28 protein-coding genes and 1 pseudogene are annotated in these 26,427 nt (G+C 46.0%); 15 read left to right on the top strand and 14 right to left on the bottom strand.

The window, feature by feature from the left end:
- Position 1: 1 nt before the first annotated feature.
- The 6 genes from RH949_RS01500 to RH949_RS01475 all read left to right on the top strand — a co-directional run bounded on the left by RH949_RS01500 (position 2) and on the right by RH949_RS01475 (position 4,082).
- On the top strand, positions 2 to 1,123 hold the full coding sequence (locus RH949_RS01500) for a histidinol-phosphate transaminase (RefSeq protein WP_446351700.1): 1,122 nt from the start codon (positions 2 to 4) through the stop codon (positions 1,121 to 1,123).
- Positions 1,124 to 1,527: 404 nt separating this feature from the next.
- Positions 1,528 to 1,839: a hypothetical protein gene (locus RH949_RS01495; RefSeq protein ID WP_446351699.1), complete on the top strand. Its 312-nt coding sequence runs from the start codon at positions 1,528 to 1,530 to the stop codon at positions 1,837 to 1,839.
- Between the two features lie 39 nt (positions 1,840 to 1,878).
- Positions 1,879 to 2,400 carry a hypothetical protein gene (locus tag RH949_RS01490; protein WP_446347008.1) on the top strand — a complete coding sequence of 174 codons (522 nt, stop codon included), beginning with the start codon at positions 1,879 to 1,881 and terminating at the stop codon, positions 2,398 to 2,400.
- Positions 2,400 to 2,930, top strand: a complete 531-nt coding sequence (locus RH949_RS01485; RefSeq protein ID WP_446351698.1) for a hypothetical protein — start codon at positions 2,400 to 2,402, stop codon at positions 2,928 to 2,930. Before RH949_RS01490 ends, RH949_RS01485 begins: the two co-directional genes overlap by 1 nt.
- Positions 2,930 to 3,421 (top strand): hypothetical protein, encoded by a 492-nt coding sequence (locus RH949_RS01480; RefSeq protein WP_446351697.1) that lies wholly within the window; start codon positions 2,930 to 2,932, stop codon positions 3,419 to 3,421. The genes RH949_RS01485 and RH949_RS01480 overlap by 1 nt, the downstream gene beginning before the upstream one ends.
- Positions 3,422 to 3,563: 142 nt before the next feature.
- Entirely contained in the window at positions 3,564 to 4,082 is a 519-nt protein-coding gene (locus RH949_RS01475; protein ID WP_446351696.1) for a hypothetical protein, read from the top strand.
- 172 nt (positions 4,083 to 4,254) lie between these two features.
- Here the strand turns inward: RH949_RS01475 and pirA are convergent, their stop codons facing one another.
- Both pirA and RH949_RS01465 read right to left on the bottom strand, forming a co-directional pair.
- Entirely contained in the window at positions 4,255 to 4,671 is a 417-nt protein-coding gene (gene pirA, locus RH949_RS01470; RefSeq protein WP_006106082.1) for an arginine synthesis PII-interacting regulator PirA, read from the bottom strand.
- A gap of 68 nt (positions 4,672 to 4,739) precedes the next feature.
- Positions 4,740 to 4,940, bottom strand: coding sequence for a DUF4278 domain-containing protein (locus RH949_RS01465; RefSeq protein ID WP_071777284.1), 201 nt, complete (start codon positions 4,938 to 4,940; stop codon positions 4,740 to 4,742).
- Positions 4,941 to 5,138: 198 nt separating this feature from the next.
- Here RH949_RS01465 and RH949_RS01460 point away from each other — a divergent pair, with 198 nt between their 5' ends.
- The gene (locus RH949_RS01460) at positions 5,139 to 5,306 is read left to right on the top strand and encodes a hypothetical protein (protein WP_446351695.1); all 168 of its coding nucleotides are present in this window, start codon (positions 5,139 to 5,141) and stop codon (positions 5,304 to 5,306) included.
- A 137-nt stretch (positions 5,307 to 5,443) separates the two neighbouring features.
- Here RH949_RS01460 and RH949_RS01455 read toward each other — a convergent pair whose 3' ends face one another.
- The 7 genes from RH949_RS01455 to RH949_RS01425 all read right to left on the bottom strand — a co-directional run bounded on the left by RH949_RS01455 (position 5,444) and on the right by RH949_RS01425 (position 9,678).
- Complete coding sequence (locus RH949_RS01455; RefSeq protein WP_006106138.1) at positions 5,444 to 5,563, bottom strand: photosystem II reaction center protein J; 120 nt, start codon at positions 5,561 to 5,563, stop codon at positions 5,444 to 5,446.
- 43 nt (positions 5,564 to 5,606) lie between these two features.
- Positions 5,607 to 5,729, bottom strand: a complete 123-nt coding sequence (locus RH949_RS01450; protein WP_006106150.1) for a photosystem II reaction center protein L — start codon at positions 5,727 to 5,729, stop codon at positions 5,607 to 5,609.
- A 12-nt stretch (positions 5,730 to 5,741) separates the two neighbouring features.
- Complete coding sequence (psbF, locus tag RH949_RS01445; protein ID WP_006106146.1) at positions 5,742 to 5,873, bottom strand: cytochrome b559 subunit beta; 132 nt, start codon at positions 5,871 to 5,873, stop codon at positions 5,742 to 5,744.
- Between the two features lie 30 nt (positions 5,874 to 5,903).
- Complete coding sequence (gene psbE, locus RH949_RS01440; RefSeq protein WP_006106101.1) at positions 5,904 to 6,152, bottom strand: cytochrome b559 subunit alpha; 249 nt, start codon at positions 6,150 to 6,152, stop codon at positions 5,904 to 5,906.
- 118 nt (positions 6,153 to 6,270) lie between these two features.
- Positions 6,271 to 7,281: a photosynthesis system II assembly factor Ycf48 gene (locus tag RH949_RS01435; RefSeq protein ID WP_006106087.1), complete on the bottom strand. Its 1,011-nt coding sequence runs from the start codon at positions 7,279 to 7,281 to the stop codon at positions 6,271 to 6,273.
- Between the two features lie 63 nt (positions 7,282 to 7,344).
- A complete protein-coding gene (locus RH949_RS01430) occupies positions 7,345 to 7,692 on the bottom strand; it encodes a rubredoxin (RefSeq protein ID WP_006106153.1) in 348 nt (115 codons plus the stop codon).
- A 297-nt stretch (positions 7,693 to 7,989) separates the two neighbouring features.
- Positions 7,990 to 9,678 carry an ABC transporter permease gene (locus tag RH949_RS01425; protein ID WP_083799244.1) on the bottom strand — a complete coding sequence of 563 codons (1,689 nt, stop codon included), beginning with the start codon at positions 9,676 to 9,678 and terminating at the stop codon, positions 7,990 to 7,992.
- Positions 9,679 to 9,792: 114 nt separating this feature from the next.
- Here RH949_RS01425 and RH949_RS01420 point away from each other — a divergent pair, with 114 nt between their 5' ends.
- The 3 genes from RH949_RS01420 (at position 9,793) to RH949_RS01410 (ending at position 16,594) form a co-directional block, all read left to right on the top strand.
- Positions 9,793 to 10,185 carry a RidA family protein gene (locus tag RH949_RS01420; RefSeq protein ID WP_006106076.1) on the top strand — a complete coding sequence of 131 codons (393 nt, stop codon included), beginning with the start codon at positions 9,793 to 9,795 and terminating at the stop codon, positions 10,183 to 10,185.
- Positions 10,186 to 10,971: 786 nt separating this feature from the next.
- Positions 10,972 to 15,051: a response regulator gene (locus RH949_RS01415; RefSeq protein WP_446351694.1), complete on the top strand. Its 4,080-nt coding sequence runs from the start codon at positions 10,972 to 10,974 to the stop codon at positions 15,049 to 15,051.
- A 112-nt stretch (positions 15,052 to 15,163) separates the two neighbouring features.
- Entirely contained in the window at positions 15,164 to 16,594 is a 1,431-nt protein-coding gene (locus RH949_RS01410; RefSeq protein WP_446351693.1) for an O-antigen ligase family protein, read from the top strand.
- A 43-nt stretch (positions 16,595 to 16,637) separates the two neighbouring features.
- On the opposite strand, the gene RH949_RS01405 is transcribed toward RH949_RS01410, so the two are convergent.
- Positions 16,638 to 17,012 (bottom strand): c-type cytochrome, encoded by a 375-nt coding sequence (locus RH949_RS01405; RefSeq protein ID WP_446351716.1) that lies wholly within the window; start codon positions 17,010 to 17,012, stop codon positions 16,638 to 16,640.
- A gap of 283 nt (positions 17,013 to 17,295) precedes the next feature.
- Here RH949_RS01405 and petG point away from each other — a divergent pair, with 283 nt between their 5' ends.
- Positions 17,296 to 17,409 carry a cytochrome b6-f complex subunit V gene (gene petG / locus RH949_RS01400; RefSeq protein WP_006106132.1) on the top strand — a complete coding sequence of 38 codons (114 nt, stop codon included), beginning with the start codon at positions 17,296 to 17,298 and terminating at the stop codon, positions 17,407 to 17,409.
- A gap of 49 nt (positions 17,410 to 17,458) precedes the next feature.
- Here petG and rsmD read toward each other — a convergent pair whose 3' ends face one another.
- Positions 17,459 to 18,091: a 16S rRNA (guanine(966)-N(2))-methyltransferase RsmD gene (gene rsmD / locus RH949_RS01395; protein ID WP_006106135.1), complete on the bottom strand. Its 633-nt coding sequence runs from the start codon at positions 18,089 to 18,091 to the stop codon at positions 17,459 to 17,461.
- 396 nt (positions 18,092 to 18,487) lie between these two features.
- Here rsmD and RH949_RS01390 point away from each other — a divergent pair, with 396 nt between their 5' ends.
- The 3 genes and pseudogenes from RH949_RS01390 to RH949_RS01380 all read left to right on the top strand — a co-directional run bounded on the left by RH949_RS01390 (position 18,488) and on the right by RH949_RS01380 (position 22,185).
- Positions 18,488 to 19,351, top strand: a complete 864-nt coding sequence (locus tag RH949_RS01390) for an SWIM zinc finger family protein (RefSeq protein ID WP_446351692.1) — start codon at positions 18,488 to 18,490, stop codon at positions 19,349 to 19,351.
- A gap of 24 nt (positions 19,352 to 19,375) precedes the next feature.
- Positions 19,376 to 19,969 (top strand): annotated as a pseudogene (locus RH949_RS01385) (ADP-ribosylglycohydrolase family protein); the annotation flags it as partial.
- A gap of 371 nt (positions 19,970 to 20,340) precedes the next feature.
- Positions 20,341 to 22,185: a tetratricopeptide repeat protein gene (locus RH949_RS01380; protein ID WP_446351691.1), complete on the top strand. Its 1,845-nt coding sequence runs from the start codon at positions 20,341 to 20,343 to the stop codon at positions 22,183 to 22,185.
- Positions 22,186 to 22,274: 89 nt separating this feature from the next.
- Here the strand turns inward: RH949_RS01380 and RH949_RS01375 are convergent, their stop codons facing one another.
- The 3 genes from RH949_RS01375 to RH949_RS01365 form a co-directional block, all read right to left on the bottom strand.
- Positions 22,275 to 23,861, bottom strand: coding sequence for a glucose-6-phosphate isomerase (locus tag RH949_RS01375; protein ID WP_006106108.1), 1,587 nt, complete (start codon positions 23,859 to 23,861; stop codon positions 22,275 to 22,277).
- 195 nt (positions 23,862 to 24,056) lie between these two features.
- Positions 24,057 to 24,314, bottom strand: coding sequence for a hypothetical protein (locus RH949_RS01370; RefSeq protein ID WP_044211041.1), 258 nt, complete (start codon positions 24,312 to 24,314; stop codon positions 24,057 to 24,059).
- Between the two features lie 50 nt (positions 24,315 to 24,364).
- Positions 24,365 to 24,583 carry a hypothetical protein gene (locus RH949_RS01365; protein WP_044211039.1) on the bottom strand — a complete coding sequence of 73 codons (219 nt, stop codon included), beginning with the start codon at positions 24,581 to 24,583 and terminating at the stop codon, positions 24,365 to 24,367.
- A 176-nt stretch (positions 24,584 to 24,759) separates the two neighbouring features.
- Between RH949_RS01365 and RH949_RS01360 the strand changes: the two genes are divergently transcribed.
- Positions 24,760 to 26,292: an NACHT domain-containing protein gene (locus RH949_RS01360; protein WP_446351690.1), complete on the top strand. Its 1,533-nt coding sequence runs from the start codon at positions 24,760 to 24,762 to the stop codon at positions 26,290 to 26,292.
- Positions 26,293 to 26,427 lie beyond the last annotated feature (135 nt).

Below are 26,427 nucleotides of genomic sequence, written 5' to 3'. Positions count from 1 at the left end.
TATGTTGGGGTTCATCCGGTCAGATTTGGCTCAATTTACGGCTTACACTCCTAATCCAGGGGGAGATTCGGGTAAAGCCATCAAATCCGTTGATCGCGTGGATGCGAATGAAAGTCCTGATGATTTGCCCATTGAGTTAAAAGAAAAGCTGACATGGACATATCAACAGGAGATTGAGGCGAACCGCTATCCCGATGGTTCTCATCAAGCCCTCAAAGACGCGATCGCGCATTATGTGACTGAATCAGCTTCTCTGGAAACACCAGTAACCTCTAGCCAAATCTCAGTGGGGAATGGTTCGGATGAACTGATTCGTTCTCTATTAATTACCACCTGTTTACGGGGAGAAGGTTCAATTCTCGTCGCCAATCCCACGTTTTCCATGTACGGGATTCTGGCGCAAACCCTGGGTATTCCTGTGGTAACAGTTGAGCGTTCTCCGGATAACTTTGAGATTAACCTAGATCAAGCCCAACGTGCGATCGCCCAATCTGAACATCCCCCTATCCGTGTCGTTTTCGTTGTTCACCCCAACTCCCCGACAGGCAATTCTCTCACGGCGTCTGAACTCAAATGGTTGCGAAGTTTACCTGATCATATTTTGGTGGTGATTGATGAGGCATACTTTGAATTTAGCCAAACCTCTGTGGTTAAAGAATTAGCGCAGCATCCCAACTGGGCAATTCTGCGAACCTTTTCCAAAGCCTTTCGCTTAGCCGCCCATCGGGTAGGATACTGCGTCGCCCACCCGGAATTAATTGCCGCATTAGAAAAAATGCGCTTACCTTATAATTTACCCAGCTTTTCCCAAGCCGCCGCCCTTGTCGCCCTGACTCACCGCGATCAACTCTTAGCCGCAATTCCCCAAATTATTGCCGAACGCGATAAATTATTAGCAGCATTATCAGAGCATCCTGGTTTACAGGTTTGGTCAAGTGCTGCCAATTTCATCTACATTCGCCCTCGCCAACTGGAACAAAATAGCTTAAGCCAGATTGTTCAACAAATGAAAGCCCAAGGTACAGTCATCCGAAATACAGGTGGCGGATTACGGATTACTGTGGGTTCTCCAGAGGAGAATCAGCGCACCTTACAGCGATTGCAAACAGTTCTGCTCCATTGACTTAGTTTTTTATTCTTTAGGCGATTGGATAAGTATTAATACTGCTCGAAAAAATCTGGGTATTAATACTTGATTGACATTCCTTTGAATAATGAACTATACTGACTCCATCAAGACAAAGGGAATACAGCTCAGCTAAATCATCTTACAAAATTTATATTCTGCACAATGATCAGCCAAGCTTTTTAATAATCTAAGAGTCTTGGGTTGACTCAAGATTATTAACTTGCTTTAAATCAGCCATATATGCCTGTGCAAAGTATCACTTGATGCAAATGATGCAAATGATCGATGCAGCTAATGCTATTCTCACCCATCCTATCCTGAGGTTGAAAAGCTTTGGGAGCTTGACTGCAAGTATGATTTTTTCAGACTAACAGCAGAGTGAGAGTGAGGATACACAAATGATTGACAAAGTAGCCAACAGTTTTGGGGCTAAGATTAACCTACAGCTTCCCCAGTCGAATCAACACCAAACATTTTTGGTCAAATCGGCTTATCCCCAAGTCAATCTTCCAGCTCTCATCTCCTCCCAGGGAGGGCAAATTTTAATTGATGGCAGAGTATGGGTAATTGCCCAACTTATGTTCCATCAGGCTATGGAATTACGCAAGCTTCGTGAAATTGCTTTCGTTGGAGGTATCACCTTAGATCCTCAGCGTTTTACCGCCTTTTCACAGCCTTTAGAAAACTCGCAGGGTTCATCTTATAACTAAGGTCAAACTAACATTCTAGTTTTAGAAGAGGAATAAATCATGCCCAGCGTTGGACAAGAACTTCTCGATGTGCCACTTCCCGAAATGGTAGCCAAGCTAGCAATGGGTATTGCCACCGCCCAAGCTGCCTTAGACGAGAATTCGGTTAACACGGCACAGTTACTGGCAGAAACAGAAGTTCCGGTTGTGTTCGGTGTTAGTCAGATTATTGCTGAGGATGGCACAGTCAGCTTTACCCAATCACCTCCTATCGATGTCTCACTTTTACAAATTGGTCTATTGCCGACATTTTACCAGTTTTCTGAAGCCACTATTGAGGTTTCAATGGACATTAAAACGACAACCAGTCGGCAGACTAATGTTAACGTATCCGCCAAGGCAAAAGTTGGCTTTGCCTTATGGAGTTCATCGGTAAGAGTTGATGTCTCTCATAACCGCAAATTTGGCAAGGAAGTGCAGGGGACAAGTCGCTTGTTTACTCGCCTCGCTCCCGTCCCCCCACCTGAACGGATTGCACCTATATTGACAGTGGTAGATAATCGTCCTGATGGAGGTGCATAATGGCATTCGATCTCACACCCAAAGATCCAAATGAGCCAATTCAGGAACTGGCGGGTGCGTCATTAGCGGAAGTCCTTACTCAACTTGCAGAAGCAATTGCCGAAGGACAGGCGAGGCTTGATCTATCATCCGCCCAAGTTGTTCAGGAGTTAGCACAAACTCAAGTTGATATTGTCCCCAGTATTCGGCAGATTATCCGAGAAGATGGGACGGTAGAATTTCAACAAGCTGAACCTGTCAGGGTGAGCTTACTCGATTTGGGCATATTGCCGACGTTCCTTGCCTTTTCTGAAGCAACAGCAGAGGTAGCCATGGATCTGAAAGTGGTGGAGAATGTCACTCAATCTGGCAATACCAACAAACGCAAGTCTCTGTTTGCGGCGACTCAATCCCTAAGAACAGAACGACGTTTGAATCGGGACGTTAGCGTACACACAAAATTGACGGCTAAATTAGTGCCAGTACCCGTACCCGCTCGTTTACAACCGATAATCACCGTGGAAGATCAACGCGAGGGAGGGGGTGTCTGATGGCGAACGATAAGATGCGTATTGATGCCTTTCTTAGTGAGTTTGGCAAGTCGATGATCCAAGCTCAAGCTCAGATCAATGCTGAGGTACTGGAGCATCCTGTTGGTTTTGAAGGGTTACAAACAGGTATCGCCATCAGCGAGACGGAGATTGACTTAAAAATGGTCTTCGACGAAGACAGTTCTGGAGTTAATATTCGACCTGTGAGTGCGGGAGAGGCAAGACTAGCGGATCTTAATCCTGGTGTTCTATCTGGGTTACGCGCTCGCTTGGTGGCAGTCCCTAATGAGGAAATCCGTCCACCCGTGCGGAAACCGTCAGACATTCGCGAGCAGGTTCTTTCTCGTCCCGATATAACTCGCTTGCAGGACGTCTTTGGCGAACTGCAAGTCGAACCCACCTACGTCGGTGCGGCACGACGGTGGATTGTAGATGTGAAGGAACCCAGAGGTCAAACCCTTCGCAGTATCCAGATTTCCGATACTGAATAGTCATTAGCTCAGTTGAGCAATGTACAAATCCCCAGAATGGGGGTACAATTATAAGCTTTGGTGTTTTGTTCCTACTTAGAGTTTGTACCCCCATTCTTCCATTGAACAGTATATTAACATAAATTGAGAGTAGTACAAAAGTATGGTTGAAGCACTAACGATCAAGGAGGCTCAACAGCAAATCGAAGGGTTAATCAAAGAGAATCGGCTATCCAGTGAAACCATCGAAGCTCTTGAGAAAGAGATTAATCTACTCAAACAGAAAACCCAAGAGGCGGTTCAAGCTCAGCAAAAAGCCGAGACAGAAATAAAGGTAGCTCAGGAACAAATACAGGAGCTACAGCCTCAAGTTTCTCAGTTAAAAGAACTTAATACTCAGCTTCAATCTCAAGTTCAACGTTTGTCTGCACAGGTAAAAGAAACTCCACTACAACCCCTGACTCCAGAGGAAGGTTCCGCTCTGCTTGACCGAACGTTCCAAGCCTTCCGTGGCATAAAAAATTTGAGAGTGGTAGACGCTGATATCACCCTCAAGCTAGCGACTGGCAAACTCGGAGATCAGTCTGTTTTAATGTTTCCACAACCGGGTTCTGTTGATTCTTCAACTCTCCATGAAATAAAATTTAAGCTCCGTAGTGACGATTCACTAAGTCAACCCTGAGCTTGATATATAGCAAAAGGCTCCAGGGCATAAGATTTATTACTGGTAGGTTGTTGTTTGGGTCATTAAACCTGTCCTAACCTTATATGCCGACAGCTATAGCAGTAAACACATAGCTGAGGACAAACCAACTGTGATAGAGACGTTCCGGCGGAACGTCTCTACGAAATTCTTATCTCAAAGGACAGGTCATTTGCTCGGATTCTTTCTCAAGCTGACGCACTAAGTCTTGATCTCCTTTTGCCCTCGCAACGTCTAAGCGACGTTCTAAGGACTGACAGATATTTTCCAGATGAGTAATGCTGGTTTGCTGAAAGGCTTTTTGGCGCGAATTCTTCAGAAACCAAGAACGAGTTCCAACCATCGTCATCGGTGTCTTGACCTGGGTAGACTTAACAACACGGGGTTCACCTGTGTGATATCCAGCACCCCGCCACTTCAAATCATGGGTCGGTGGGGGTTCAGGAATATGTCTGAGATAATGAAACCGCCAATTTTGACCCCGATAGGTGCCGCCAATCTCGCCTTCGCTTATGTCTAATGTGGATGGTGTTTCATCGTAATGAACACCCCGATAACAACGTTTCATCTGCCTTGTCTCCCTTAAGTCTTTAAAAAAAATGATTTGAATTGAGTGATGTCTAGACTCTAAGCGTCTTAGCTGCGCCGATAAGTGACACCTCGATAGGTCAGTTCCACTGACCCTTGGCGTCCAACTGAGCCTGGGCGTCTCCGGTGCAGCTTCGGCTTGTGAATTTTCCAAGTGTGACCCCGGTATGTGCCACCAGTCTCACCTTCGGTTACGTCTGCCATTAATGGCTCTGAATCGTAGTTGACTCCTCGATAATGAAGTTTCATGGTTTACGCCTCCGATTGATTTCCACCACCAGCGAATCTCTGCTTGGGGGGAAATGAGCTCCTTGCTCTAATTGGACTGAAAACGCATCTGACTTTGGATAGATTCCTGAATTCAGATAGCTTTATCAAAATATTTCTGTATATATTTTTACATTTTTGAGCCAAAAGTGTCAATTATCCAGAAATGATCACATAAAAGTGGTGATTTCCCACCAATTCCAGTACCGAGGCGATGAGGAAGTAGGGGAAGCAGGGGAAGCGGGGGGAGCAGGGGAAGCTGGGGGAGCTGGGGAAGCTGGGGAAGCTGGGGAAGCTGGGGGAGCTGGGGAAGCTGGGGGAGCTGGGGGAGCTTGCTTAAGGCTGTAACTCATCAACCTGAAATCTGCTGTATGACAAATGACAAATGACACAAATGACAAATCACCATAAAATACCGCCAGTCTCCACAAAACTGGCGGTGTCAATTCTCAGATATTCGGTTCAATTGAGAACAGCGATCTATCCTACATTGCAGAACCAACGCCTGCGTAGGCACCATAGAAGAAAAGACCAACAACGACTAGAACACCTGTTCCAGCAATTGTGGCGACAACCCACAACGGAATTTTTCCACTTCCAGACACGGCTAATACCTCCTAGTTCAAGCTAACGAATGATTGAGTTGAGTTAATTAAAGAAATAACTGGAAAAGAGAATGCCCAAAACAAAAACCAACAATAGACCGAGAAACAGAGAGGTCCGGTTCAGTTCAACTGGCTGGTTATTCGGATTGGGAGAACGTTCTGGCATGGATTTTATCTCCTATCGTTGAACAAATTGCATGGCGGCGATCGCGCCGAGGAAAAAGACGGTGGGAACCGCCAGCGTATGAACCGCTAGCCATCTAACGGTAAAAATTGGATAGGAAACGGGTTGATTGGGAGTATTAGTCATGATCTTTTACAGAAATCTCCAAATTTTACTTTACTTTTTGGTAAATTGATCGATTTGCTTTTTCGCCTCGTAGCGATCGCTCACAATCGGAACTTCCTGCTGCGGTTGCGTGAAATACTCGTTTGGACGGGGTGTGCCAAACACATCATACGCTAGACCTGTGCTGACAAATAGCCAACCCGCAATAAACAGAGCCGGAATTGTGATGCTGTGAATGACCCAATAACGAATGCTGGTAACAATATCGCCGAATGGACGCTCACCAGTAGTTCCTGACATAAATGCTTCCTCCTTCCCAGTAACAGTTATAATTCACTCGACCTTACTATTTTAAAACATCGAGCTGGCTTTATAGCCATGATCAAGCCGAGATAACAGTCAACTAATTTATCAGCGATCAAGCCGTTGTTTTTGCTGGGGGTTCATACTTGAGCAAAACACCTGCTTGACCAATAACAAATCCCTGTTCTGGCGTGATAAAGACAACTTTGTAAAAGTTGGATGGCACATCTTCTACTTCGCGATCTTTGAGCCAAGTTTTGCCACCGTCAAAACTACAAAGCAAATTCCCACTACCCCCGGCGAGCCACACTTCATCGGGAGTTCGGTAGGCTAAATCCAGTAATCCCCAACTGGTGGAAAATTCGGGATAAATTGGCTCTTCCCAAGCCTCTAAATCTTCGCTACCACTAAATTGCAGCATTCCTCCTCGTGCTAATCCCCAGAGACGTCCGTCTTCGGTGAATCCCATATTTTGCAGACGCTTAGAACTACTACGTTCATGCTGTTCCCAGGCACTTTGACCGGGTTCCCAGGTTGAGTAAAAGTTCCCCCTAGCTGAAACCGCGACATATTTGCCATCGTTAGAACGGGAAATATTGCGAAGGACACCCACGGCTTCTTCGACCTGGGCTTTCCAGGTTTTACCTCCATCCTGGGTATGGTAAATTGCACCAATTGTGGTTGTCATCTCCGCTGATTTGGGACCCAGTGCCAAAATCGTGTTGGGATCGCCGGGTAACTTCTCACTTAAGGGGATGCGTACCCAGGAAACACCACCATCAGTGGTATGCAGCAGAATTGAGGGTTCGCCCACAATCCAGCCTTCGTCATCGGCAAAACTCACGGATGTGAAACGATATTTATTCTCATCCCCAACATCAAGGACTTTCTCCTGCCAGGTTTCGCCACCATCAGTGGTTTCCAGGAGGGTGGAATTGCTGCCAACAAGCCATCCATGACTTGGGTTATTGGTAAACCCAATATCCCGTAGCGTTTCTTGGGTGGGTAAGGAAACCAGCTCCCAAGGGTTATAGCTCAAGGGTTCGGCATACTTACAACTAATACACAAACAGGCGATCGCGAAGACTATTAAGATTCGTTTCAAGGTTTTCATGAAATCGCTCATTGGCAACATGCTGTCGTTTGGCGTAACTGAGACATTGGTGTATTAAGGAATTGCCTCCTCGGTTCAGCGCAGTCCGTATAAACTTATAAAGAAGATAACGCCTAGCAGTAAGGCTCCAAAAATCAAGACATTTTTTTGACCTGGGGTCAAACGGTTCACCCCAAAGCCATAGCTGAGGTTCTCCTGAAACCCAGAGGGGGCACCACTGGCACCAATATCCTGAAATTGGGGCTTTTTCGCACCGCATACTGGACAACGCCAGTCGCTTGGTAGCTCTTCAAACGGCGTCCCGGCGGCGATATTACGGTTACTATCTCCCTTGTTTGGCTCGTAAACGTAGCCGCAAGAGCGGCATTCGTAACGACTTGGCGCTTGTTCCGCCAAGGTTTGCTCGTTAGCTGGTTCGATCATCGCTGGCAAAATTAAGTTGATGCAGCAAATCTTAAAACGTATGTTAAAAAATTTATCATAATAACCGACATTACGCACCAGGGAAGATTGGGAGCAGGGGAAGCTGGGGGAGATGGGGGAGATGGGGGAGCAGAGGGAGCTGGGGGAGCTGGGGGAGAGTCTGTAGGGGCGGGTTTTACCACTAACGTTTCGTTTTCACCCTGATATAACTAAACCCGCCCCGACCTAACCGTTCAATTATCACAAATGACGTAGCTTGCTTCTTTTCGGGAAGAGAGTAGGACAAATGACAAACCTTTATCTAGATCGCGCAATGCGCCAACTTAATAGAATAACTGGAATTATCCCAACCAGAACGATCGCTAATGCGGGTGCAGCCGCCTCCACTAACCGCTCATCCGATGCCAGATTGTAAACGCGCACGGCAAGGGTGTCAAAATTAAAGGGTCTAATAATTAAAGTTGCCGACAATTCCTTCATCACATCCACAAACAGCAACATCCCCGCCGTGAGTAATCCACCCCACATCATCGGTGCATGGACTTTGACTAAGGTACTCGTCGGACTGTACCCCAAGGAACGGGCAGCATCATCTAAACTAGGCTTAATTTTACCTAAACTGGCTTCCACACTATTGAACGATACGGCAAGGAAGCGTACCAAATAGGCATAAACTAAGGCGGTAATCGTGCCACTGAATAGTAACCCAGTGGATATGCTAAATATTGCCTGCATTCCCGCATCAATGGCATTATCCAGTCTACCAATGGGAATTAAAATCCCCACAGCAATCACTGAACCCGGTACAGCATACCCCATCGCCGCAATCCGCGTGGCTAACCGCATCACCAGGGTTGATCGCAACCGTAATCCATACGCCATGATGACGGCGATCGCAACACCCAAAACCGCTGTAACTACTGCCAGAATAAAACTATGACGGGCATAGACCCAAAACTCGCCCTCTAGCGTCGTCGTGGTATTTTTAAGCGTCATCTCCAGCAGGAGTGCAGCCGGAAGTAAAAACCCCAGACTCAATGGCACAAAACACGCCAACGACGCACCGATGCCGCGTATACCCTCTAACTGATAACTGGGCAGTTGGCGATAACTGTTTGTGTTTTGATAATATCGTGCCTGACGCCGTGACCATCGCTCTAACCAAATTAACGCCAAAATAAATAAAAGCAGAAATGCCGCTAATTGGGCGGCGGCGACTCGTTCCCCTAAACCAAACCACGTCCGATAAATACCCGTGGTGAATGTCTGCACGCCAAAATACTTCACCGTGCCAAAATCATTTAAGGTTTCCATTAAGGCTAATGCTACACCGGCTGCGATCGCGGGGCGGGCTAAGGGTAATGCTACGGTAAAGAAACTGCGCCACGGACCACACCCTAGACTGCGGCTGGCTTCTAACGTACAAACCGATTGCTCTAAAAACGCTACCCGTGCCAATAAGTAGACATAAGGATACAGCACCAGGGTTAACATGAGAATTGCCCCACCCAGGGAACGAATATTGGGAAACCAGTAGTCGCCATAACTCCAGCCAAACCCATCTCGTAACGCGGTTTGAATCGGTCCTGAGAAGTCCAAAAAGTCGGTGTAGGTATAGGCTAAGACATAAGCAGGTGCGGCGAGGGGTAATAATAGCGCCCATTCAAACAGGCGAGATCCAGGAAAACGGCACATCGTCACTAACCAGGCGGTTCCCACACCGATTAAACCAACACCACAGCCGACGCCAAGCATCAGCCAGAACGAATTTGCCATGTAGCGCCATAAAACCGTTTGCGCCAAATGCTGCCAAATCTCACCCGCATCTGTAAAAATATTGCTTAATACAAATAAGACAGGGGTAGCGACTAAAAGCGCGATCGCTAAAACCACCAGCGTCCAGAAATTGATTCGCCGACGTCGTTCTTTTCCTTGAACGAGATCCGGTTTGGGGAGAGTAGAGGTAGATTGAGTGGATTGGTTCATCTTAACTACGGCACAAGAAAAAGAGCGATTTGCCAAAGTGTTACATTATACCGTCGCCCCCATTAAATGCGATAATTCTTTGGCGAATGACCAATGACCAATGACTCTTGACCAATGAGCCGAAAAATTATCCGCACAACCAACGCCCCTGCACCTGTCGGTCCCTACAACCAAGCGATCGCGGCGAGAGGGGAACTGATTTTTGTCGCGGGTCAAATTCCCCTTGACCCCAAAACCGGTGAAATTATTGGCGAAAACGATATCACCAAGCAGACGGAACAGGCGATGGCAAATTTAGCCGCGATTCTGGAAGAGGCTGGGGTTCAGATGCAAGATATTGTCAAAACTACAGTTTTTCTATCAGATATGAATAATTTTGCGGCAATGAATCAGGTATATGCCCGCTATTTTGATGAAACCTCCGCCCCCGCCCGTGCTTGTGTGGAAGTTTCCCGACTTCCCAAAGATGTTTTAGTCGAAATTGAATGTATTGCAATTGTGCCTTAGATATTGCCAAAATGTGGCATTCCAGGACATTGGAGGAATAGTGTCAGTAATTATCCGACAGCGCGTACCTTTAGAAAAGGGCGAGTCGATATAGGTTAATTCTCATACCACCTACGATATGCAGCGACTCGCCCCTACAACCGCGATAATCCCAATAATTCCAATAATCCCGATTGCCCCGTTTGCACTTTCAAAAGCGTGAATCAGGAATTATCTAACACCGTGTCCATAAAAACAATTGTAGGGGCGACCCGCCGCATTCAATTCACACCACCCAATCCTTAATGTTATCGGGTCGCCCTCCACCAGGTATCGGAAATTATCTAACACCGCGTCCATAAAAACAATTGTAGGGGCGACCCGCCGCATTCAATTTACACCACCCAACCCTTAATGTTATCGGGTCGCCCTCCGCCAGGTATCGGAAATTATCTAACACCGCATCCATAAAAACAATTGTAGGGGCGACCCGCCGCATTCAATTCACACCACCCAACCCTTAATGTTATCGGGTCGCCCTCCGCCGAGTACCTTTAGAAAAGGGCGAGTCAATATAGGTTAATTCTCACACCACCTACGATATGCAGCGACTCGCCCCTACAACCGCGATCATCCCAATAATCCCGAAAATCTCGACAATCCCGATAGTTTCTGAAAAAAGCGACAGATGCAATATCTGAGTCTAAGCTAGATCTAAGGTGGATTCAATCCAACTCAGGTAATGATCAGTCTCTGGTCATTCTGCCATGTCTAGATCCAGATAAACCAGACAACGCTCTCTCATCTATGAAATTCCCTTTTCATTTTATCAAAGGATTTTCCTCCCTGTTTAAGCGCGTTAACCTCTTACTCATCGCCCTGATTGGAATTGGGTATTTAGGCAACTATTTCAGTCTATCCCTATTTTTTGGGGTGGACTTTTTATTTGGCAGTATTGCCGTCTTAATGGTGGTGTATTTTTATGGCATATTCTGGGGGACTTTAGCCGCCTTCATTGCCAGCAGTTATACCTACACTCTTTGGGGACATCCCTACGCCATTCTTATTTTTACTGGGGAAGCCCTATTTATTAGCTTGCTGTTGCACCGTAAGACGGAAAACATGCTGCTTCTCTCTGGTATCTATTGGGTGCTGATTGGTATGCCTCTGGTTGGGTTATTTTATGGAGGCGTTTTAAATGTTGGCGCGACTCAAACCTGGTTGATTGTCTTGAAACAATCAGTTAATGGTATCTTTAATGCCTTGGTTGCTACGCTAATCATCACGAACTTGCCATTGCAAACTTGGCTCAATATTCGACACAAATCCAACCGACTTTCGCTTCAGCAGACAATTTTTAATCTACTCGTGGCTTTTGTCTTATTCCCGGTATTAATTTTAACGGTTTTTAACGGGCGGCAGATTCTCAACAATATTGAATCAGACATTCGTACTGAACTCAACGCCACATCTGCATCCCTCGTCGCTAACCTAAATTTTTGGTATCAGCAACATTTACATGCAGTTGAGGAACTAGCTGAGATTGCGGCTCAATCTCCAGAGCAACCTTCGGAGTTGTTACAGCAAAGTACTGAATTAATTAAACGCAGTTTTGCTGATTTTATTAATGCTTATGTCACCGATACCAATGGCACAATAATTGCCGCTCAACCCCGATCCAATCCAGACGGGGAATCAACCATTGGCTTAAATATTGCCAAACACTCGTTACTAGAGCAAACTGCCGCTAGTTTAAAGCCAATTCTCTCCGATGTCCATATTGATGATGCGTATCCATTACCTCATGTCGGCTTAAGTGTGCCAGTCATGGTCAATGATCGTTTTCGTGGTATTGCTTATGGCTCCTTGGATTTAAGTCACATTCAGGAATTTCTAAAACTGAATATTAAAGAACGAGAATTACAAATAACATTAGTTGATCATCAAAATAACTTGATTGCCAGTACCCAGTCAAATGTGAGTATAATGGAACCCTTTGATCCGCGTCAAGGCGGTGAAATTCGTGCCATTGATGCTGATATTTTTCAATGGTTACCCCAAGATCCTGGCACACCAATCATGGTGCGTTGGCGAAATTCTTTTCATGTCCAAGAAGTCTCACTCGATCCCGATCTTCCTTGGACGTTAATTCTTAAAATTCCGACTGCCCCTTATATTGATAATTTAGAAGTACTCTACCTGCAAAACCTGGCAACAACACTGCTGATTATGATCTTAGCATTGCTGGTTGCCGTTCTGTTAAGCCATCGATTAGTAAAACCTCTATTTAAATTGGCGCAGGTAACAACTAATTTGCCCCAAAAACTTCTGGATAACACTGTTCCTGTTGATTGGTCTCAAAGCCGAGTCCGGGAAATTCATTCCCTGGTGAGCAACTTTAAGTTGATGGCATCTGTACTAATTCAAAAATTCCAGGAAATTAAACAGGCAAAAGAAACCTTAGAAGAACGGGTACAAGAACGCACGCAAAAACTATCAATAATTAATGATGAACTTGCCATCGAAATCAAAGAGCGTAAACGGATAGAATCCCTATTACGGGAACGAGAAGAACGCTATGAACTAGCTGTTTCGGGGACAAATGATGGAATTTGGGACTGGGATATCTTAACCAATGAGGTGTATTATTCTCCTGTCTGGATGCGGATTCTTGGCTATGAGGAGAATCCCTTGTTAAACCGTCTATCAAGCTGGTCTGATCATGTTTATCCGGATGATTTACATCAGGTAATAGAGGATATTAATCATCATTTAGCTGGGAAAACCCAGATTTATGAAAATATCCATCGCATCAAACATCGAGATGGGCATTATCTGTGGATTGCAACGAAGGGGCGCTGTATTCGCGATCGCGACGGCAATCCATACCGTCTTGTTGGCACTATTACTGATATTACCGATAAAAAAATTGCTCAAGAACAACTCAAAGCGGCGAAAGAAGAAGCCGAAACAGCTAACCGCACCAAGAGTGATTTTCTGGCAATGATGAGTCACGAAATCCGCACGCCGATGAATGCAGTAATTGGCATGACCAGTTTGTTGCTGGATACACAATTAACCGCCCAGCAGGGTGAATTTGTCGATATTATTCGCAATAGTAGTGATGCCTTACTGACGATTATTAACGATATTCTCGATTTCTCGAAAATTGAGTCAGGGAAGCTGAATTTAGAGGAACAGCCGTTTGATTTACGGGCTTGTATTGAAGAATCTTTAGAGCTATTATCGTCGAAAGCTAGAGATAAAGGGATTGAACTTGCCTATTTAATGGACAGCCAAATTCCTGAGTCGATTGTGGGTGATGTAACCCGATTACGCCAAATTTTAGTCAATCTAGTTAGTAATGCGGTTAAGTTTACTGAAACTGGAGACGTGGTGATTTCAGTAACCCCTACGGCTGAAATATCAGAGGAGCAAATTCGTTTACAATTTGCTGTGCGTGACACAGGAATTGGGATTTCTAGAACCCGAATGGATCGGCTATTTAAACCCTTTAGCCAAGTCGATGCATCAACCACTCGTCAATATGGCGGTACAGGATTAGGATTAGCGATTAGCCAGCGACTGAGTGAACTAATGGGAGGCAGAATGTGGGTGGAAAGTGAAGAGGGTGTGGGTTCTACCTTTTATTTTACCGTGATCGCGACTCCAGTTTCCTCAGATTCAGAACCCGATAATTCTCAGCAAGTATTGAGTGATAAACGTCTGTTGATTGTCGAAGATAATTCGGCGACTCGGCAAATGTTGACCGAACAAGCCCAATCCTTTGGGATACAAGTAGAAGCTACCGCCTCAACCACGGAAGCTTTAGGATGGTTAGCACAGAGAAAACGCTTTGATATAGCGATTTTGGCATCCCAGATTCTCCAGATGGAGAATTGGAGTTTAATCACGCAAATTCGTCAGCATCCCCATTGTCAAAACTTACCGATAATCATCTTAGGATTGATCGGGCAAGTCGAGACACACTCAGACACAGGATTACCAAACCCCAGTCGGGCGATCGCGGGATATTTACATAAACCGATTAAACAGTCTCAGTTGTACAATATCTTAGTCAATATCCTGACTCAGGAGGTAAGTGTACCAAGAAAGACTCGTTCCCATTCATCCAAATATGACCCCACCTTTGCCCACAAATTCCCCTTGAAAATTCTCTTGGCGGAAGACAATGTGGTGAACCAAAAAGTGGCGGTTAATATGCTGAAGCGGTTGGGATATCGACCCGATAGTGTTGCTAATGGGTTAGAAGTCTTACAAGCGTTACACCGTCAATCCTACGATGTGGTACTCATGGATATCCAGATGCCAGAAATGGATGGATTAACCGCAACACAACAGATTTGTCAGGAATTTTCAGGATCTGCCCGTCCTCGGATTATCGCCATGACAGCCAATGCCATGCAAGGCGATCGCGAAGAATGTTTGGCAGCGGGGATGGATGACTATATGAGCAAGCCTATTCATGTTGATGTTTTAAAACAGGTCTTGAGTCAATGTCAACCGCCGACAACGGAACAGCCGACGAAACAGCCCGTTCTTGATCCAGGGGTGATGCAAACTTTGCAAGAAATGGCAGGAGATGAACTCAGCGAAGTTATTAATTGTTACTTACAAGAAGCACCGGAATTGTTAGAATCCATGCATGATGCCGTTAAGCAAAAAGATACTGATTTGCTGTATCATAAAGCACACAGTCTCAAATCCAGCAGTCAGGTATTAGGAGTTTTCAAACTTGCCCAGCTTTGTCAACAATTAGAAGCCCTGGGACGGGCGGGTACAATAGGCGAAGCGGAACAGTTAGTTTTACAGGCAATTACGGAGTATCAACAGGTGAAGCAGGCGCTTGAGTGCGAAAGTCAGTAGAGTGCAAGTGCAGTTAGGCTTGGCTCTTATCACCCGACGTTGTAAACTTTTTGAGAAGTAGGTTAGCCAATTCCCTATCTGTTTAAACCGTCTGCTGTCTGCCCTCTGATTTGTGTTGAAAAAAATCGATAAATATCTGTTCAGTCGCCACCCTCAACCCCGCTTACAAGGCGCTTGGAATTGCGCCCAAGTCGGATTTTTTATCTTTCCCTGGTTTCCTGCTTTGGGGGTTGTGGGTGTGAGTTTTGCCTTACTCGGAACCTGGTGGCAAGACTATCGCCGGATTATCCAGCGTCCTCTAAACTGGGGACTGGGAATCTTGAGCCTTTGGCTAATTTTCAGCGCCAGTCAAGCCTATAACCCCACCGAAGCATTCCTCGGTTTAGCCAATTTCTTGCCATTCTTGGCTTTTTTTGCCGCATTCAGTTCCTTAATTCAAACACCAGCCCAGCTACGGCGTCTCGCCTGGATTCTGGTGATTCCTTCTGTACTGGTTGTGATTCTAGGTTTCGGGCAGTTATTTCTCGGTTGGGCGCATCCGCCGCAGTTTCCAGCTTTATTGGGTTGGGTATTAGAAGCAAAGGGAAATCCGCCAGGGCGTATGGCTTCAGTGTTCATGTACGCCAATATTCTGGCGGCTTATCTGCAAATTGTCTTTACGTTAGGGTTGGGACTATGGATTGAGACGTTTCAAGCTTGGCGAGCAGAGGGAGCAGAGGGAGCTGGGGGAGCTGGGGGAGCCGGGGGTGTAGGGGCGGGTTTGACGGATAACTTATGGTGTCAAACCGATAACTTAACTAAACCCGCCCTTCTGGGGGAAGTTGGGGGAGTCCTCTTATTTTTAACTGGAGTGGAAATTGCGAATGCGATCGCGATCATCCTCACTCATTCCCGAAATGCTTGGGGTGGGGTGATTGTAGTGGGTTTGGCTTTTGCACTGTATCAAGGCTGGCGCCCTTTGGTGGGGATAGTAGTCGCTGCGGCTGTCGCTGTATTAGGAGCGGCGTTTAGTCCCTCACCGTTCCGAGAAGGGTTACGAATGATTGTTCCAGCTTACTTTTGGGCGCGACTCACCGATCAGCTTCATCCCGATCGCCCTGTGGCGTTGATGCGGATAACCCAATGGCGCTTTGCTTTGTCGCTGACTCAGCAGCGTCCTTGGACAGGTTGGGGATTGCGGAACTTTACGTTGCTTTACGAACAGCAGATGGATCTGTGGCTCGGTCATCCCCATAATCTGATGCTGATGTTGACGGCTGAAGTGGGTATTCCGGCGACAATTCTATTTTGTAGCTTAGTTGGTTGGATTTTAGGGCAAGGTGTTCTCTGGATAAATCAAGCGCGATCGCTCTCAAGTCGCGATCGATTAATTGTCTTTAGTTATTTAGTCGCATTCGGCGGCTGTATCCTATTCAATATGCTGGATGTCACGCTCTTTGACTTACGGGTGAATACCTTGGGGTGGCTACTTCTATCCGCGATCGCGGGAGTGACGGCTTCTAAACCTGACAAAAACCAACTGGAACCCCTTACAAATCACTAATGACGATAAGAGCCATTAACTTTAATTGTCCCCACCTACTTACTTACAATTTTTCCAAATAGGTTAATAAATCAGCCATTTCCTGAGGACTCGGCTGAAACTTGGGCATCGGCGGGGTTTGACCACTAATCACCTGTTCAATCAGACCACTTGGAGATCTGTGTTTAGAAATATGCTGTAAGCTAGGTCCGACCTTGCCATCGGCGTGCATACCATGACAATCCGCACAATTAATCTCAAAAATAGCTTGCCCTCGAACTGGATCACCGTTGAGGGACAAAACTTTCTGGATATAGGGATCAGAAACTTGCAGCACCTGAAATCCGAAGATGCCGATGCCGATCACGAACAGTAAGGCGAGTACCACCATGGTAATCCGCCGAACTAGGACTTGAGGTTGGTCAAGCTGGTTCTCCAAGGGATCTCCTGCCACGTTGAGAATTTTTGAACAAAGTTGAACTGGACTCACACTGCAACACAGGTAGAGTTACCCAGGAGGATATTAGTGTAACAGATTAGAAAGAAGTATGTCGATTCATAAACATAGCTTAAAATTTATGGACTGAGTACGCAAGCTGGAATCATAAATGTAGTGTAGCCAGCAGTAGGGAAGCGGTTGACTCCCAAATGAGTAGCGATTAGGTCATCTCAGCTAGTAGGATGAGAAACAAGCAAAAAAACTTAGTATTTGGAGAACGATCATGGTTGAACCATTGCTGTCGGGAATTGTTCTAGGCTTAATCCCGGTTACCCTGGCTGGGTTATTTGTCGCGGCGTACCTACAATATAAGCGGGGGAACCAATTGGAATTGTAGAAAATAGCTCGGTGTTGACCCTGAGCGAAGTCGAGGTGTTGCCTATTGCCTAGCGCGTAGCGCTATAAAACACTAAGGCGGTATTTCCGTAGACTTTCTGGCGACAAATTTCCAGTGTAGAGACGCAGCTAGCTACGTCTCTACAGTCAGAATTTTCTTTTACCTTGCCACCTTCCTCCTTATCTTCTGCCTTCTGCCTTCTGCCTTCTGCCTTTAACAGTTGCGGTGTCCAGTGGTTAGGACTATACTCTACCGCTAATTCACCCTGATCAGCCAGGAGTTGATAATGGGCGATCGCGTCTAGAACCGGATTGTACAAATCACTAGCGTAGGGGGGATCAAAGTAAATCCGGTCAAATTGTTGATCAGCCAGCGTTTTTAATCGCCCCACCACATCTCCTCGTATTACCTGAAAGGTTTGCTCTGGTTGAGCCACTTGCCGCCAATTTTGTTGCATAATGGAGCAGGCTTTGCCTTTTATGTCAATACCTACCACTAAAGATGCGCCGCGACAGAGTGCTTCAGCCCCCATAGCGCCTGTACCCGCACAGAGATCCAGCCAACGACATTGGGCGATCGCACCTTGCCAGATGTTAAATACCGCCTCCCGTACCCGTGCTGATGTCGGGCGGGTTTCTAGTCCAGGTAAAGTTTTTAGCTGTCGGTTGCCATATATTCTCATGAATCATACCAAGTCCGGTAACATCGGTTGTGTATAGTGGGAAAAGGGTAGGGGGTAGAAGGGTAAGTTTTTGTCCCAATAACTACGGGTATGATAGACGAACTAAACAAAACGATATGATATCAATGATTATACCCTTGAATTAAGCCTTGAACTAAAGTTCAGGCTAAAAGCTTAAACCCGTTAAAACGGGTTAAAAAACTTACCCAGTAAGCTCGATTCTTACTTTAGCTTTGACGCGGAAATTTATTTCCCAGCTATGGGAGTCAGCGCCATTTAGTTTAAGTCAAAGCCATTCCTGTTAAGCTGATGTACATTTTAATTGGGTATTACCTGTTCCCTGTTCTCAACCGTTAACCTTAATGAAAGTCTAACTACTTAATTTATAAATCACTTATGCAGTCCTACGAAATTGAAGCTCCTCCCTGGTGGGTACAACGCTGGATTGACTTGCTCAATTCCTATCGCTTTAAAAAGCGTTTGGAACGCGCCCGCAAATACGCCAAGGAAGGCAATGTCCTCAGTATTGAGTTTGAAGGTCCCCAGGTATTAGCACGGGTACAAGGAACAGAACCAGAACCCTATCAAGTTTCCCTATCGATTGACCCCTTTACCGAGGAAGACTGGGGTTATGTGGTGGAAACGATGGCGCAAGAGGCTATTTATTCGGCTCAACTCTTAGCTGGAGAAATGCCGGAAAATATTGAGCAAGTGTTCACCGCTAATGGGTTGAGCCTATTTCCCTTCACGCTTTCGGATATTCATTCAAAATGTAGTTGCCCTGATCCCAAAAACCCCTGTAAACATATTGGGGCGATTTACTATCAATTAGGCGATCGCTTTAGTGAAGATCCCTTTGTCTTATTCCAGTTACGAGGACGTACTAAAGCACAAATTCTGGATGATTTGCGTCATTTACGGAGTACGGGGAGTGTAGAACTAAACCCTGAGAAAAAAGCAGAGGTTGAGTCCCAATCCAGTCAATCCGCTGTTACATCCAGTCGGTTAGAGAACCAACCAAATGAGGGAGAAGCAGAGGTTGATACCCCAGTTAAACTTGAGCAATTCTGGCAATACGAAGAACCTCTTGATCCCTCTCTGGTTGTCATTACTCCTCCTCCAGACAACCGTACTGTTTTGGATGTCTTAGGGACAATCCCCTTAGCAGCGGCTGATAGTCGTGTCATGCAATATTTTCGGGAAGTTTATCAACTGGTTAGTCAACAGGCGATGATGTCCGCCCTGAATCGGGAAACTTAATCCAAGAAGTCTCCAAGGCAGAAGAAGGAATACTGTCGCCTGTATCCGAATGCTGGATATGGCATGAATTTTCGGGCGTGGGGAATATCAGATGATGCAGAACCTTACAATAGTTGGGGTAATGGTTCAGCGATGCGAGTTAGTCCGATTGGTTTTGCCTTTGATGATCTGGATACGGTGTTACAAGAAGCTAAACGCAGTGCAGAGGTTACTCATAATCATCCCGAAGGAATTAAAGGCGCACAAGCCACAGCCTCGGCTATTTTTTTAGCCCGGACAGGTCAAAGTAAGACCGATATCAAGTCTTATATTGAAACAACATTTCACTATAACTTAAATCAAACGATAGAGCAGATTGCACCTGCAACAGTTTCTTGTCAGGGTTCTATTCCTCAGGCAATGATCGCTTTTCTCGCATCAACTGACTTTGAAGATGCTATTCGTAATGCTATTTTTATCGGCGGGGATAGTGATACGCTTGCTTGTATTACAGGTGGGATTGCTCAAGCCTTTTATGGCGGTGTCCCCCAGGAAATAGCTCAACAAACATTAACTATTCTTGATCAGCGTCTCGGCGCGATCGCAGATCAATTTAGTGTAAAGTATTCAATTTCCTAAGTTGCACCAATTGCCAGCCAATCGGTTTTTGACTCCTCACGCAATATCTGAGTAGAACACTCGTTCAGTCGGCTCATCTTTAATCTATTCTTCCCGAAAAATTTACCACTACTTCAATGACTTCCCAGCGCGACGCTGATTGCAGCGTTTGCGTAAATTATCATAGAATATTACTGTATTACTTGTTTTACATTGTCTTACAGCTCTGAGTGCCTTTCAGACTGCAACCTGAAAGATAGAAACCACTCATCACCGACTGAGAGCAAGTTGCCATTGTGTAACAGCAAGTCAGAATCCTTACTCCTTGCTGAGTAGATTGTCACGCTTTGTAGGGGAGCCTCTATCTGAACGATTTAAGATGAAAGATGATAATGCAGCAGCCAGATCAAGGCGGTAAGGGGAATCAATCCCCAGATGTGCTGTCACCAGAACAAGCGTGGAAACTCTTGACAGCCCTAGTGGGTAAAGAGCGCATGTTGCAGGATCGAGGCGCACAGAAGGTTGTACCCCTATTATGTGAATGGCTGGGATATCTGTCGTTAGGCATAGAATTAGTCGGGCGATACTTAGCCAAACACCCCGATATGTCTTTAACTGATATGCTCAAACGGCTGGAAGCGCAACATCCTGATGCAGCAAGCCAGCCGCCAAGCCAACCGACACTCCAATGGGGAATCAACACCATCTTGGAATGGGTTTGGAGAGAACTCAATCCCCTAACCCAGCAGGTTGGTCAACTTTTGAGCTTATTTGCCCCAACCCTTTGGCGGTGGCAATGGTTAGACTATGCAAGTGATTTCTTGTATTGGAGACAGGCAGATCTCGACCAAGCCCAAACTCAACTGTATCAGTGGCGTTTAATTGAGACAGTGCAAAATCGCCGGGGTTGCTACACAGTTCAGCCCTTAATTCGGGAGTTTTTTCGCAAAAAACTGGAGACATTGGATGCACCCACCGTCTTTGTGTCTCACCCTCCTTTTCCGTTCCCACCAAAGGCGTCGTCCAAGCCGATTTCCCAGTCCCCTCAACCGGATACTCAGTCTTCTTTGCCAAAGCAACTTTCCCATGACGATTCAGCCTCGCAGACGCCACCTCCTAGAGAATGGTCTTCATTTCTCTCTCCTTATCCGGATGTCCCTGGTTCCGGTGAAGATTGCCTGATTGAGCAGCAACTCTATTTTCCGATTACAAATTCCACCTGTTCGTGTCAACCAGACAAACCTCACATTGCTAATTCAGGAGTTTCCCAAAAAAGCAAGAATAAAGCACCACCCTTAATAAAACTTCAGGCTGATGACTTCAGGCAGGCTTTTACCGCTATTCTTATCGAACTGGTTCAGCAAATTCCTGATCATCCTACCCGCGAGCAGATAACGTTTTTGGAGGAGATACTGCCTCACATTCAAGAAATCGCTCACACCCTAGAATCAGCCGTAAGGGATGAAGATTTACTCTGCTTATTTGACAGTTTGGGCAAATTCTCTAAAGGTCAAGGATTAACGGATTTACTTTGGCTATTCGATCGCTTAGGTAGATTTTATCAGCATCAGGGAGTGGGCAATCAGGCAGAATCCTGGTTTCAGCGGTGCGTATCTATCGCCCAAGCCGCTTTTGGCGAGGAACATCTTGATGTTGCTACTAGCTTGAATAATTTGGCAGGACTTTATTATACCCAAGGTCGCTACAGTGAAGCTGAACTCTTTTACCTGCAAGCCTTAGAGGTGAGAAAACATCTGTTAGGTAATCATCATCTTGATGTTGCCACCAGCTTGAATAATTTGGCAGGACTTTACTATGCTCAAAATCGCTACAGTGAAGCTGAACCCCTTTATCTGCAAGTTTTAGAGGTGAGAAAATCTCTCTTAGGCAATTGCCATCTGGATGTTGCCAGTAGCCTCAACAATTTGGGATTATTGTACTATGCTCAAGGTCGCTATAGTGAAGCTGAACCCCTTTATTTGCAAGCCTTAGAGATGAGAAAACGTCTTTTAGGTAATTGCCATCCGGCTGTGGCGACTAGCATTAATAATTTAGCCGGACTCTACAGTTCTCAAAAACGCTACAGAGATGCCGAATCGCTATTAGTTCAGGCATTAAGTTTGAGTGAACAGCACTTAGGAGATGATCATCCTAATACGGCTATTTTTCGCAAAAATTTATCCATTCTCCGCACTCATAAGACGGCTAATCGTCACTGGTGGCAATGGTTATGGTAACAGCAAGATTAGGGAGCAAGATTAGGGAGCAAGATGCTCCCACTACTTTATAATTTACCCGTTTTTCGGGAAAAAGACTCCCTTTAGGATTAAACAGCAGACACTTTTAAGCTACTTGGTTCTCCCAGTTTTCCTTCTAAAACTACACCCCGTTGATTGGTGTGGAGATGACGCAGAATTTTATAAATGGCTTCTATCTGATCAGTCGCCCCCGCTTTCTGTGCCAACTGTGATAAAGACATCGGTTCTCCTTGATCCTGCAACACCTGAATCACCCGTTTCTGTAAATCCAAAATTGCAGAGGCGGCTTTTTTACCTGCTTCCACTCCAGGTTGATGGTAAGCGTTGATATTCACCAGGGAGGCGTACAATCCTACAGCCCGATCATATAAAGCAATCAGCGCTCCAACCGTGCGCGGATTGACTTGGGGAATTGTTACGGTAATCGAATCTCGTTGATTGTCATACAAGGCTTTTCGGGTTCCCTGTAATAAACCGGATAAATAGTCACCGGACGTTACCCCGGCTTCTACCTGTGGGGAGTGTCCCTCGCGATCGCGCAATACTTCAATAAAGGTGACAAAGAAATTAGGAACCCCTTCGCGCAACTGCTGCACGTAGGCATGTTGATCCGTTGAGCCTTTATTGCCGTAAACGGCGATTCCCTGATGTACAGTATTACCATCGAGGTCTTTTTCTTTACCCAAGGATTCCATAACTAACTGCTGGAGGTATCGAGAAAAGAGCAGCAGGCTATCTTTGTAGGGTAAAACCACCATATCTTTTTCACCCTGACCATTCCCCGAAAAATACCAGGAAAGTGCCAGCAGCGCCGCCGGGTTTTCGTGGAGATTGTGGATACGGGTAGCACTATCCATTTCCTTAGCACCTGCCAGCATTTGGCGGATATCAATCCCTTGCAGTGCGGCGGGTAACAATCCCACTGCTGACATTTCTGAGGTGCGTCCTCCTACCCAGTCATACATAGGAAACGTCGCCAGCCACCCTTCAGATTTTGCCAGTTGCTCTAGGTTACTATCTTCACCCGTAATCGCCACGGCATGGGCAGCAAAGTCTAGTTTCTGGGATTCATAAGCTTTTTTTGCCTCAATCATGCCATTGCGGGTTTCCGGCGTTCCTCCAGACTTAGAAATTATCAAGACAAGTGTGTTAGCCAGACGATCTTGCAGTTTAGCAATAGTGGCATCAATTCCCGCCGGATCTGTGTTATCTATAAAATGAATCGCCAAGGGCGGGACGTTAGGGGCAAGGGCATCGGCGACAAACTCAGGACCCAATGCTGAACCGCCAATGCCGATGGAAAGAATATCGGTGAATTTAGATGAACCTGGGGGATGGATATCACCACTATGGACTTTAGTGGTAAAGGATTCAATCTTCTCTAAGACAGTGAGGATATCTTGACGTAGTTCGGGGGTGGGCGCTATGTCAGGATCTCGTAACCAATAGTGACCCACCATCCGATTTTCATCAGGATTAGCGATCGCGCCCCTCTCCAATGCTTCCATATCCTGAAATGCCTTCTCAAACTTAGGTCGCATCGCCTCGACAAAGGCATGATCAAATCGCATACGGCTGACGTCGAGGTAAAAGTCTAACCCTTGGTGGTAATAGAGCCAGTCCTGATAGCGTTGCCAGAGTGCAGGGGCGTCCATAAGTAGCTTCTCAAATTCCTGTTTTTCCAATCACAAGTTTATGTTGTCCGGGGAGCAGTTGTCAGTTTTCCTTTTCCCGTGGCTTAGTCTTATCAGCCTTCTCCTGCTTCCCAGACGCGCCATGGCGCGTCTCTACATGCTCCCTCTGCTCCCCCTGCTCCCCCTGCTCCCCCTGCTTTGTGCCCTGGAGCCTTCTCAAATATACGGCTTGGGCAACACGCGCAAAAACTTGACGATGTGACCCGTTACTTCAATCCCTACCATATAGTTGTCGATGGTAAATCGGTAAAAAATAGCATCTGAGCCGATGGGGTGAAGCCCTGGCAGGTCGTGAATGCTTCTAAGATGCATGAACTTCTCAAAAACCACGTCATAGACCTGCTGATAGGCAGCCGACTCTAGGCTTTTGAGATCTTGTAAAAAAGACCGCGCATAGCGTACTTCTAGACTCACAGGATATACCCCGATTCCCCACGAATCATTCTAGTCTTTCTGCAAAGATTTTAGGGCAGATTGAGCAGTCGCAGCGCCTCTTCACGGGTCATCGCATCTCCGGGTCGAATTGTTCGCATGGATTCTTGCATGGCACAGAGCATATACAAGTCATAATATAACGGTTGCAGCACTTTCCAGGCGTCTGCCAAGCTTTCATCAGGGAGTTGATCCACTAAGTCAGGTAACTGTTGGGTTAAGCGTTGCAATCGACCTCTGAGTAAATTCATCAGGAAAGAATACTCCAATTGAGTAAGTTATAGTTTGCTTATAGGAATGGTACGGTAAAAGGTTAATTGAACTGCTCAAACCCTTCATGGAAGATGAGCGCAGCCGTCGCTCGATCCTAATCCTAGCGCTGGGTAATGATGCACCTGTGTTGCAGCGCATCAGTTGAAATGGTGCTGTGGCGACGTTCATCCCGGAGATGGTGGAAAAGCTAGCAGACTATGGCGAAATTGCACCGGGGAAACAACCACTTTGGGCATTGTTGGAGTGTGTGCGATCGCACTCTGGTATCGATAGACAACAACGTATCGATAAACTGCGTCCTCGGATTGATTTAGGATGGCATTCTGAGCGAGTAACGGATACGTCTGATATTGATGCTCTCGTGGAAAACGTGCGATCGCGTCTCCATGATGACATCCAATCCTTACATGGCACAATACCGCTTTGGGGCGTGGATCATTGGGTGCCATTGGGTGATTTGTTTGTGGATGTCAATATTCTGGAGAAATTGAGCAGTAGTCATCGGTCAGAATTGCAGGACTTGTTGCAGGATTCTAAGGAGAATCCCAGCTATCGTAGTTTAGATCGCATTGGCTTGGGTAAAGAACGGAAACGGGTGTCAGGATTGGAGGTGTTGGCGAAGAATACCAACCTGATGGTAGTGGGTAAACCCGGTTCAGGGAAAACAACCTATTTGCAGCGAGTGGTGACGGAGTGTAATCAGGGAAATTTACAAGCGCACCGGATTCCCGTATTGATTAAACTGCGAGAGTTTGTAGACGATGGGCGGGAATTTGCCTATTCGCTAGAACGTTATCTAGAGCAATTCTGGCAGTTATCGAATACCGAAACTCAATTAGTTCTGAAGCAAGGTAGAGCGCTGGTTCTGCTGGATGGATTGGATGAGGTAACGGAGGAGAATGGGAAGAACATCACGAAGCAAATCAAACAGTTTGCTCGTACTTATCCGCAGGTGCAGGTCATTGTAACCTGTCGAATCCCAAGCCAGGAATCACGATTTGAGCGGTTTGATTATGTGGAGGTGGCGGATTTTAATAAAGATCAGGTAGAGGCGTTTGCGGAACATTGGTTTAAAGCGGTAGTGCGGGATGAGTCGGCGGGATTGGCAAAGGCGCGGGAGTTTCTGGAACAGCTTTTTTTAGAGGAGAATACACCAATTCGGGAGTTAGCGATTACGCCGATTTTGCTGAGTTTGACTTGTCTGGTGTTTCACCATACGGGGAAGTTTTACTCGAAGCGTTCCCAGCTTTATCAGGAGGGGTTGGAGTTACTGCTGGAGAAGTGGGATAAATCGCGGGAGATTGAGCGGGATGAAATTTATCGGGATTTGTCGTTAGAGCGAAAGCTGGAACTATTGAGCTATTTGGCGGTGAAGAAGTTTGAGCAAGAGCAATATGTGTTGTTTGAGCAGGAGGAGTTAGAGCAGTATATTGCTGAGTTTCTGGACACTGGACAGCGAGATAGTCGGGCGGTATTGAAGGCGATTGAAGCGCAGCATGGGTTGTTGATTGAGCGAAGTCAGAAGGTTTGGTCGTTTTCTCATCTGACATTTCAAGAGTATCTGGTGGCAACGTTGTTTTGTAAGCAGGCTGATTGGGAAAATTTAGCTACACATATTATTGAGTCTCACTGGAAGGAAGTTTTTTTTCTGGTGTCCGAGTTATCACATGACAAACCAAAATTATAGAAACGCCGTAAAACCCACATCCTTTTAGGTGTGGGATATAAGGCGGGTCATCGGAGGTACGGAGATGACCAAACTATCTGGTCTTCTGATTTTCAATGTAACGCTTAACCGTCTCACTACTGACATTTCCCGCCG

The organism is Coleofasciculus sp. A1-SPW-01 (assembly GCF_040217205.1).
Lineage (GTDB): Bacteria > Cyanobacteriota > Cyanobacteriia > Cyanobacteriales > Coleofasciculaceae > Coleofasciculus > Coleofasciculus chthonoplastes_A.
This window is presented reverse-complemented; position numbering and strand designations above follow the sequence as displayed.

Excerpts from the sequence above, each read along its gene's own strand:
- RH949_RS01500 (WP_446351700.1), top strand. The coding sequence starts at position 2 with ATGTTGGGGTTCATCCGGTCAGATTTGGCTCAATTTACGGCTTACACT.
- RH949_RS01495 (WP_446351699.1), top strand. The coding sequence starts at position 1,528 with ATGATTGACAAAGTAGCCAACAGTTTTGGGGCTAAGATTAACCTACAG.
- RH949_RS01490 (WP_446347008.1), top strand. The coding sequence starts at position 1,879 with ATGCCCAGCGTTGGACAAGAACTTCTCGATGTGCCACTTCCCGAAATG.
- RH949_RS01485 (WP_446351698.1), top strand. The coding sequence starts at position 2,400 with ATGGCATTCGATCTCACACCCAAAGATCCAAATGAGCCAATTCAGGAA.
- RH949_RS01480 (WP_446351697.1), top strand. The coding sequence starts at position 2,930 with ATGGCGAACGATAAGATGCGTATTGATGCCTTTCTTAGTGAGTTTGGC.
- RH949_RS01475 (WP_446351696.1), top strand. The coding sequence starts at position 3,564 with ATGGTTGAAGCACTAACGATCAAGGAGGCTCAACAGCAAATCGAAGGG.
- pirA (WP_006106082.1), bottom strand. The coding sequence starts at position 4,671 with ATGAAACGTTGTTATCGGGGTGTTCATTACGATGAAACACCATCCACA.
- RH949_RS01465 (WP_071777284.1), bottom strand. The coding sequence starts at position 4,940 with ATGAAACTTCATTATCGAGGAGTCAACTACGATTCAGAGCCATTAATG.
- RH949_RS01450 (WP_006106150.1), bottom strand. The coding sequence starts at position 5,729 with ATGCCAGAACGTTCTCCCAATCCGAATAACCAGCCAGTTGAACTGAAC.
- psbF (WP_006106146.1), bottom strand. The coding sequence starts at position 5,873 with ATGACTAATACTCCCAATCAACCCGTTTCCTATCCAATTTTTACCGTT.
- psbE (WP_006106101.1), bottom strand. The coding sequence starts at position 6,152 with ATGTCAGGAACTACTGGTGAGCGTCCATTCGGCGATATTGTTACCAGC.
- RH949_RS01435 (WP_006106087.1), bottom strand. The coding sequence starts at position 7,281 with ATGAGCGATTTCATGAAAACCTTGAAACGAATCTTAATAGTCTTCGCG.
- RH949_RS01430 (WP_006106153.1), bottom strand. The coding sequence starts at position 7,692 with ATGATCGAACCAGCTAACGAGCAAACCTTGGCGGAACAAGCGCCAAGT.
- RH949_RS01425 (WP_083799244.1), bottom strand. The coding sequence starts at position 9,678 with ATGAACCAATCCACTCAATCTACCTCTACTCTCCCCAAACCGGATCTC.
- RH949_RS01420 (WP_006106076.1), top strand. The coding sequence starts at position 9,793 with ATGAGCCGAAAAATTATCCGCACAACCAACGCCCCTGCACCTGTCGGT.
- RH949_RS01415 (WP_446351694.1), top strand. The coding sequence starts at position 10,972 with ATGAAATTCCCTTTTCATTTTATCAAAGGATTTTCCTCCCTGTTTAAG.
- petG (WP_006106132.1), top strand. The coding sequence starts at position 17,296 with ATGGTTGAACCATTGCTGTCGGGAATTGTTCTAGGCTTAATCCCGGTT.
- rsmD (WP_006106135.1), bottom strand. The coding sequence starts at position 18,091 with ATGAGAATATATGGCAACCGACAGCTAAAAACTTTACCTGGACTAGAA.
- RH949_RS01390 (WP_446351692.1), top strand. The coding sequence starts at position 18,488 with ATGCAGTCCTACGAAATTGAAGCTCCTCCCTGGTGGGTACAACGCTGG.
- RH949_RS01380 (WP_446351691.1), top strand. The coding sequence starts at position 20,341 with ATGCAGCAGCCAGATCAAGGCGGTAAGGGGAATCAATCCCCAGATGTG.
- RH949_RS01375 (WP_006106108.1), bottom strand. The coding sequence starts at position 23,861 with ATGGACGCCCCTGCACTCTGGCAACGCTATCAGGACTGGCTCTATTAC.
- RH949_RS01365 (WP_044211039.1), bottom strand. The coding sequence starts at position 24,583 with ATGAATTTACTCAGAGGTCGATTGCAACGCTTAACCCAACAGTTACCT.